The sequence below is a fragment of the Streptomyces calidiresistens genome (genome assembly GCF_014141525.1).
Classification (GTDB): Bacteria; Actinomycetota; Actinomycetes; order Streptomycetales; family Streptomycetaceae; genus Streptomyces; species Streptomyces calidiresistens.
In genome coordinates, this window is the sequence record NZ_VKHS01000338.1 from 1 (window position 1) to 5,648 (window position 5,648).

General features: G+C 72.4%; 3 protein-coding genes and 2 tRNA genes. All 5 read left to right on the plus strand.

Translation table 11 applies throughout. The features are described 5' to 3' along the window. The first annotated feature begins 97 nt into the window (after window positions 1-97). Window positions 98-170: transfer RNA gene (locus tag FOE67_RS14810), tRNA-Ala, on the plus strand. Between the two features lie 43 nt (window positions 171-213). Next, window positions 214-286 (plus strand) — tRNA-Ala (locus tag FOE67_RS14815). A gap of 225 nt (window positions 287-511) precedes the next feature. Further along, window positions 512-3,379, plus strand: a complete 2,868-nt coding sequence (leuS, locus tag FOE67_RS14820; RefSeq protein ID WP_182664432.1) for a leucine--tRNA ligase — start codon at window positions 512-514, stop codon at window positions 3,377-3,379. Between the two features lie 186 nt (window positions 3,380-3,565). Next, window positions 3,566-4,201 carry a hypothetical protein gene (locus tag FOE67_RS14825; protein ID WP_182664434.1) on the plus strand — a complete coding sequence of 212 codons (636 nt, stop codon included), beginning with the start codon at window positions 3,566-3,568 and terminating at the stop codon, window positions 4,199-4,201. A 25-nt stretch (window positions 4,202-4,226) separates the two neighbouring features. Next, complete coding sequence (locus FOE67_RS14830) at window positions 4,227-5,087, plus strand: DegV family protein (RefSeq protein WP_182664435.1); 861 nt, start codon at window positions 4,227-4,229, stop codon at window positions 5,085-5,087. Window positions 5,088-5,648: the final 561 nt, after the last annotated feature.

Sequence of the window (5,648 nt, forward strand, 5' to 3'; positions counted from 1 at the left end):
GAAGGGGTCGGGGCACGGGGGCGGCGATTTGGCATCGCACCCCGCACGCCGTGTACAGTAGGCGTCGCCGCCGCGGGAAACCGCAGGAAACACATCCGGGGCTATAGCTCAGTTGGTAGAGCGCTTGCATGGCATGCAAGAGGTCAGGAGTTCAATTCTCCTTAGCTCCACGGGTTTCGCGCAGCGGTTCCCGGACGCGAAGTCGTCCACCACGGGGCTATAGCTCAGTTGGTAGAGCGCTTGCATGGCATGCAAGAGGTCAGGAGTTCAATTCTCCTTAGCTCCACAGCCCACAGCGGGCCGTCCGGATGTCGGGCGGCCCGCTCTCTGCGTTGTTCCCGGTGCGGTACGCTGTGCGCATGCGTGCCGTACGCCTGCTGCTTATCGGGCCGCGCTGAAGGAGCACCGCCCCTCCGCCGGGGCGGGATCAGCGCGGCCGCCCCTCCTGTGCGAGGGGCTTTTTCGCGTTCGGGGCAGGGGCAGAAACGATTTCGACGGAGCTCGAGGAACCATGACCGAGACGTTCAAGTACGGGGCCGCGCTGGCGGCCGACATCGAGGCGCGCTGGCAGGAACACTGGGAGCGGGAGGGCACGTACGAGGCCCCCAACCCCTCGGGCTCGCTGGCGGACGACTCGGGGCGCGCGAAGCTGCCCAAGAAGTTCATCATGGACATGTTCCCCTACCCGTCGGGAGCGGGCCTGCACGTCGGCCACCCGCTGGGGTACATCGCGACGGATGTCTACGCCCGCCGGCTGCGGATGACCGGACACAACGTCCTGCACACCCTGGGGTTCGACGCCTTCGGCCTGCCGGCGGAGCAGTACGCCGTCCAGACCGGCACCCACCCGAGGGTCTCCACCGAGGAGAACATCGGCAACATGCGGGCGCAGCTGCGCCGGCTGGGCCTGGGCCACGACGTCCGCCGCTCGGTGTCCACCATCGACCCCGCGTACTACCGCTGGACCCAGTGGATCTTCCTGCAGATCTTCAACTCCTGGTACGACGAGCGGGCCGGCCGGGCACGGCCCATCGCCGACCTGGTCGCCGAGTTCGAGTCCGGCGCGCGGGCCTGCCCCGACGGCCGGGACTGGTCCGAGCTGACGGCCGCCGAACGCGCCTCCGTGCTGGGCGGTTACCGTCTGGCCTACGCCTCCGACGCCCCCGTGAACTGGTGCCCCGGGCTGGGTACGGTCCTGGCCAACGAGGAGGTCACCGCCGACGGCCGCTCCGAGCGCGGCAACTTCCCCGTCTTCAAGTCCCGCCTGCGGCAGTGGAACATGCGGATCACCGCGTACGCCGACCGCCTGCTGGACGACCTGGAGGCGCTGGACTGGCCCGAGGCCATCAAGCTGCAGCAGCGCAACTGGATCGGTCGCTCCGAGGGCGCCCGGATCGACTTCACCATCCCCGCGGTCGGGGGCGCCCCGGCCAACGGCGGGACCGACCACACCGTCGCGGTCTTCACCACCCGTCAGGACACCCTGTTCGGCGCCACCTACATGGTCCTGGCCCCCGAGCACCACCTGGTCGACGCCATCGTCCCCGCGACCTGGCCCGAGGGCACCCGCCCCGCCTGGACCGGCGGCCACGCCGACCCCCGGGAGGCGATCGCCGCCTACCGCGAGCGGACCGCCGCCAAGTCCGACGTCGAGCGGCAGGCCGACGCGCGGGAGAAGACCGGTGTCTTCACCGGCGCCTTCGCGATCAACCCCGCCAACGGCGAGCGCGTCCCGGTCTTCGTCGCCGACTACGTGCTGATGGGGTACGGGACCGGCGCCATCATGGCCGTCCCCGCGCACGACGTCCGCGACTTCGCCTTCGCCCGCGCCTTCGACCTGCCGATGCGCTGTGTGGTCCGGCCCACCGACGACCGCGGTACCGACCCCGCCGAGTGGGACGACGCCTTCGTCTCCCACGACGCCGAGATCATCGACTCCAGCGGCCCCGGGATCGTCCTGGACGGTCTGGACGTCTCGGCCGCCAAGAAGCGGATGACGACCTGGCTGGAGCAGGAGGGGGTCGGCGAGGGAACGATCAACTACCGCCTGCGCGACTGGCTGTTCAGTCGGCAGCGGTACTGGGGCGAGCCCTTCCCCATCGTCTACGACGAGGACGGCATCGCCCACGCCCTGCCCGAGTCGATGCTGCCCCTGGAACTGCCCGAGATCGACGACTACAGCCCCCGCACCTTCGACCCCGAGGACGCGGACACCCAACCGGAGACCCCGCTGTCGCGGAACCGGGAGTGGGTGGAGGTCGAACTGGACCTGGGCGACGGGCCGCGCCGCTACCGACGCGAGACCAACACCATGCCCAACTGGGCGGGCTCGTGCTGGTACGAACTGCGCTACCTGGACCCCCTGAACACCGACCGTCTGGTCGACCCCGGGATCGAGCGGTACTGGATGGGGCCGCGCGACGGCATGCCGCTGGGCGGGGTGGACCTGTACGTCGGGGGGGCCGAGCACGCGGTGCTGCACCTGCTGTACGCCCGTTTCTGGTCGAAGGTCCTGTACGACCTGGGGCACGTCTCCTCCGCGGAGCCCTTCCACCGGCTGTTCAACCAGGGCATGATCCAGGCCCACGTGTACCGGGACTCCCGCGGCTTCCCCGTCCCCGCGACCGAGGTCGAGGAGCGCGACGGCCGCTGGTACCACGGTGACGAGCCCGTCACGCGCGAGCTGGGCAAGATGGGCAAGTCCCTGAAGAACGCGGTCACGCCGGACGAGATCTGTGCCGAGTACGGCGCGGACACCCTGCGGCTGTACGAGATGGCCATGGGGCCGCTGGACGTCTCCCGGCCCTGGGACCCGCGTGCCGTGGTCGGGCAGTTCCGTCTGCTGCAGCGCCTGTGGCGCAACGTCGTGGACGAGACCACCGGTGGGACCGTGGTCGTCGACGAGGCGCCGGACGAGGCCACTCTGCGGGCGATGCACAAGGCCATCGACGGTGTGGGCCGGGACCTGGACGCCCTGCGGTTCAACACGGCGATCGCCAAGATCACCGAGCTGAACAACCACGTCACCAAGCAGGGCCGGGTGCCCCGGGAGGTGGCCGAGACGCTGGTCCTGCTGATCGCCCCCCTGGCCCCGCACATCGCCGAGGAACTGTGGCACCGACTGGGCCACACCGACTCGGTGGTCCACCGGCCCTACCCCCACGCCGATCCCGCCTACGTGGTGGACGAGACGATCACCTGCGTGGTGCAGATCCGGGGCAAGGTCAAGGCGCGGCTGGAGGTCGCCCCCGACATCGCCGAGACGGAACTGGAGAGCATCGCCCTGGCGCACCCGACCGTTCGCGGGGCGCTGGGGGACGCCGGAATCCGCAAGGTGATCGTCCGGGCACCCAAGCTGGTCAACATCGTGCCCGCCTGAGATCACCGGCGGAACCGCCCCGGGTCCTTCGTCCCGCCCCGGTCCGTCCCCTAGGGGACGGACCGGGGGCTCCCGGGGCCCGGAACCGTCCCCTTCGGTGCCCCGGCCCTCTACCCTGGAGGGGGACGGGTGCCGATCGCCCGTCGCCCGACCGACGGCACCCCGCCGAGAGAGACGGAGCGGCCCATGGACATCCTGCTCACCGTGCTCGCACTGGGACTTCTGGCCTTCCTGGTGTTCGTGGCACTCGTGGTGCGCGGGGCCAGGGTCGCCAAGCGGCACATCGACCGGGGGGTGCGCGAGGCCCGACGCTCCTTCTCCGACGCCACCCTCCGCGCCCGTGGGGCCCAGCCCGGCCCGATCGGGGAACTGGCCCGGGTCCGCCGGGAGATGCGGCTGTCGCTGGAGCACACCCGCAAGGTGCTCGACGCCGGGGCCTCCGACGACCCGGCCCTGGCCGAGGCCCTCGCCCTGCTGGAGCGGCTCGGCGAGCACGCCGGCGCCCTGGACCGGGAGATGGGGGCCCTGATGGACCACGAGCCGGACCGGGCCAGGGTGGCCGAACGGCTCCCCGACCTGCGCGATCGTGCCGGCCGCATCCGGAACTCGGCGGACTCCCTGCGCAACGCGGCCCTGGACCGGGTGCACCACCACGACGCCGACGAGGTCGACGGTCTGCACCGCCAGATCGAGATCGAATCGGGGGCCCTGCGCCACTGGGACCCGGTCCGACCGGCACCGAAGCCGACGGAGGAGAAGCTGCCCCCGGCCCCGGGGCGTCGGCCGCTGACCGAGCGGAACCGCCCGCGCGACGCACGCTGACCGGGTCTGTCGTATTCTCCGAGCCATGTCCCGGACAGCCGCCCCCCGAGCCCTGGCCGTCGTCACCGACTCCACCGCCTACCTGCCCCGCGCGGAACTCGGCCGTCACGGGATCACGGAGGTTCCGCTGACCGTGGTCATCGAGGGCCGCGCGCTGGAGGACGGCACCCCGGAGGCGGCCCGCCGACTGGAACGGGCCCTGGGACGACACGGCTCGGTCACCACCTCGCGGCCCAACCCGGAGGTCTTCGCGGCCTGCTACGGGAAACTCGCCGCGGCCGGGGCCCGGGAGATCGTCTCCCTCCACCTGTCCGCCGAGATCTCCGGCACCCGGGACGCCGCGCTGCTGGCGGCCCGGGAGGCATCGATCCCCGTGCGGGTGGTGGACACCCGCATGGTCGCCATGGGGCTGGGCTTCGCGGTCCTCGCCGCCGCCGCCGTCGCCGAGGCGGGCGGCACCGCCGAGGAGGCCGAGGCGGCGGCCCTCGAACGCGCGGCCTCCACCCGGGCGATCTTCTGCGTGGACACCCTGGAACACCTGCGGCGCGGCGGACGCATCGGGGCGGCCAGGGCTCTGCTGGGCTCCGCGCTGGCGGTCAAACCGCTCCTGGAACTGGCCGACGGGCGGATCGAGATGCTCGACCGGGTCCGGACGACCAACCGGGCCGTGGCCCGGCTGGAGGAACTGGTGGTGGAACACGCGGGCGACCGGCCGGTGGACATCGCCATCCACCACCTCGCCGCAGCGGAGCGGGCCGAGCAACTGGGCACGCGCCTGCGGGAGCGCCTGAACGCCTCCTCGCCGCCCCACGTCAGCGAGGTGGGGGCGGTGCTCGGCGCGCACACCGGCCCCGGGCTGCTGGGCGCCGTCGTCGCGCCCCGCTGAGCCGGGGCCGCACCTCCGTCGGCGGCACCGGCCGCCGCCATCCGACGGGTACCGGACGCGGATCGGCCCCCTCGTTGTGACCGCTCGCCCCGCCGGTCGGACCGGTCGTGTCCGCCCCGTCACCCTCTTCGCCGCCGTGCGCATGCCGCCTCCCCTCGTCCTTCCTCCGGGGGCACCGGGCCGGTGCCCCCGGGCGGGGGCGCCGGCCCGTACCGCCCCGGGATTGGTTGGATCGGCCCGGGAGCGGGCGCCCTCACCCTTGATGACGTCCCCGGAGGGCCCTTTCCGCTCGCCCCACCACCGTGTCCACCCGATCGGGTGAGGGAGTTGTCCACAGGCGGGGGCCCGTCCACAGGAAATCGCCGCAGTCGGCGGGAGGGCCCCGGCGCCGCCTAGGGTCCCCGCCCATGACACACGGACTTCACGGCAGCACGTTCGGCGACGACCCGGGGGAGGGAACCGGACCGGGGCCCCGGGACGCGGCGATCCACGGGCCGGGCGAGGGGTCCACCGCGCCGTACTCCTTCCCCCAACGGTTCCCCCAACGGTTCCCCCAACGGT

Bases quoted from the DNA above. Each gene is read 5' to 3' on its own strand.
- FOE67_RS14825 (WP_182664434.1), top strand. From the start codon at position 3,566: ATGGACATCCTGCTCACCGTGCTCGCACTGGGACTTCTGGCCTTCCTG.
- FOE67_RS14830 (WP_182664435.1), top strand. From the start codon at position 4,227: ATGTCCCGGACAGCCGCCCCCCGAGCCCTGGCCGTCGTCACCGACTCC.
- leuS (WP_182664432.1), top strand. From the start codon at position 512: ATGACCGAGACGTTCAAGTACGGGGCCGCGCTGGCGGCCGACATCGAG.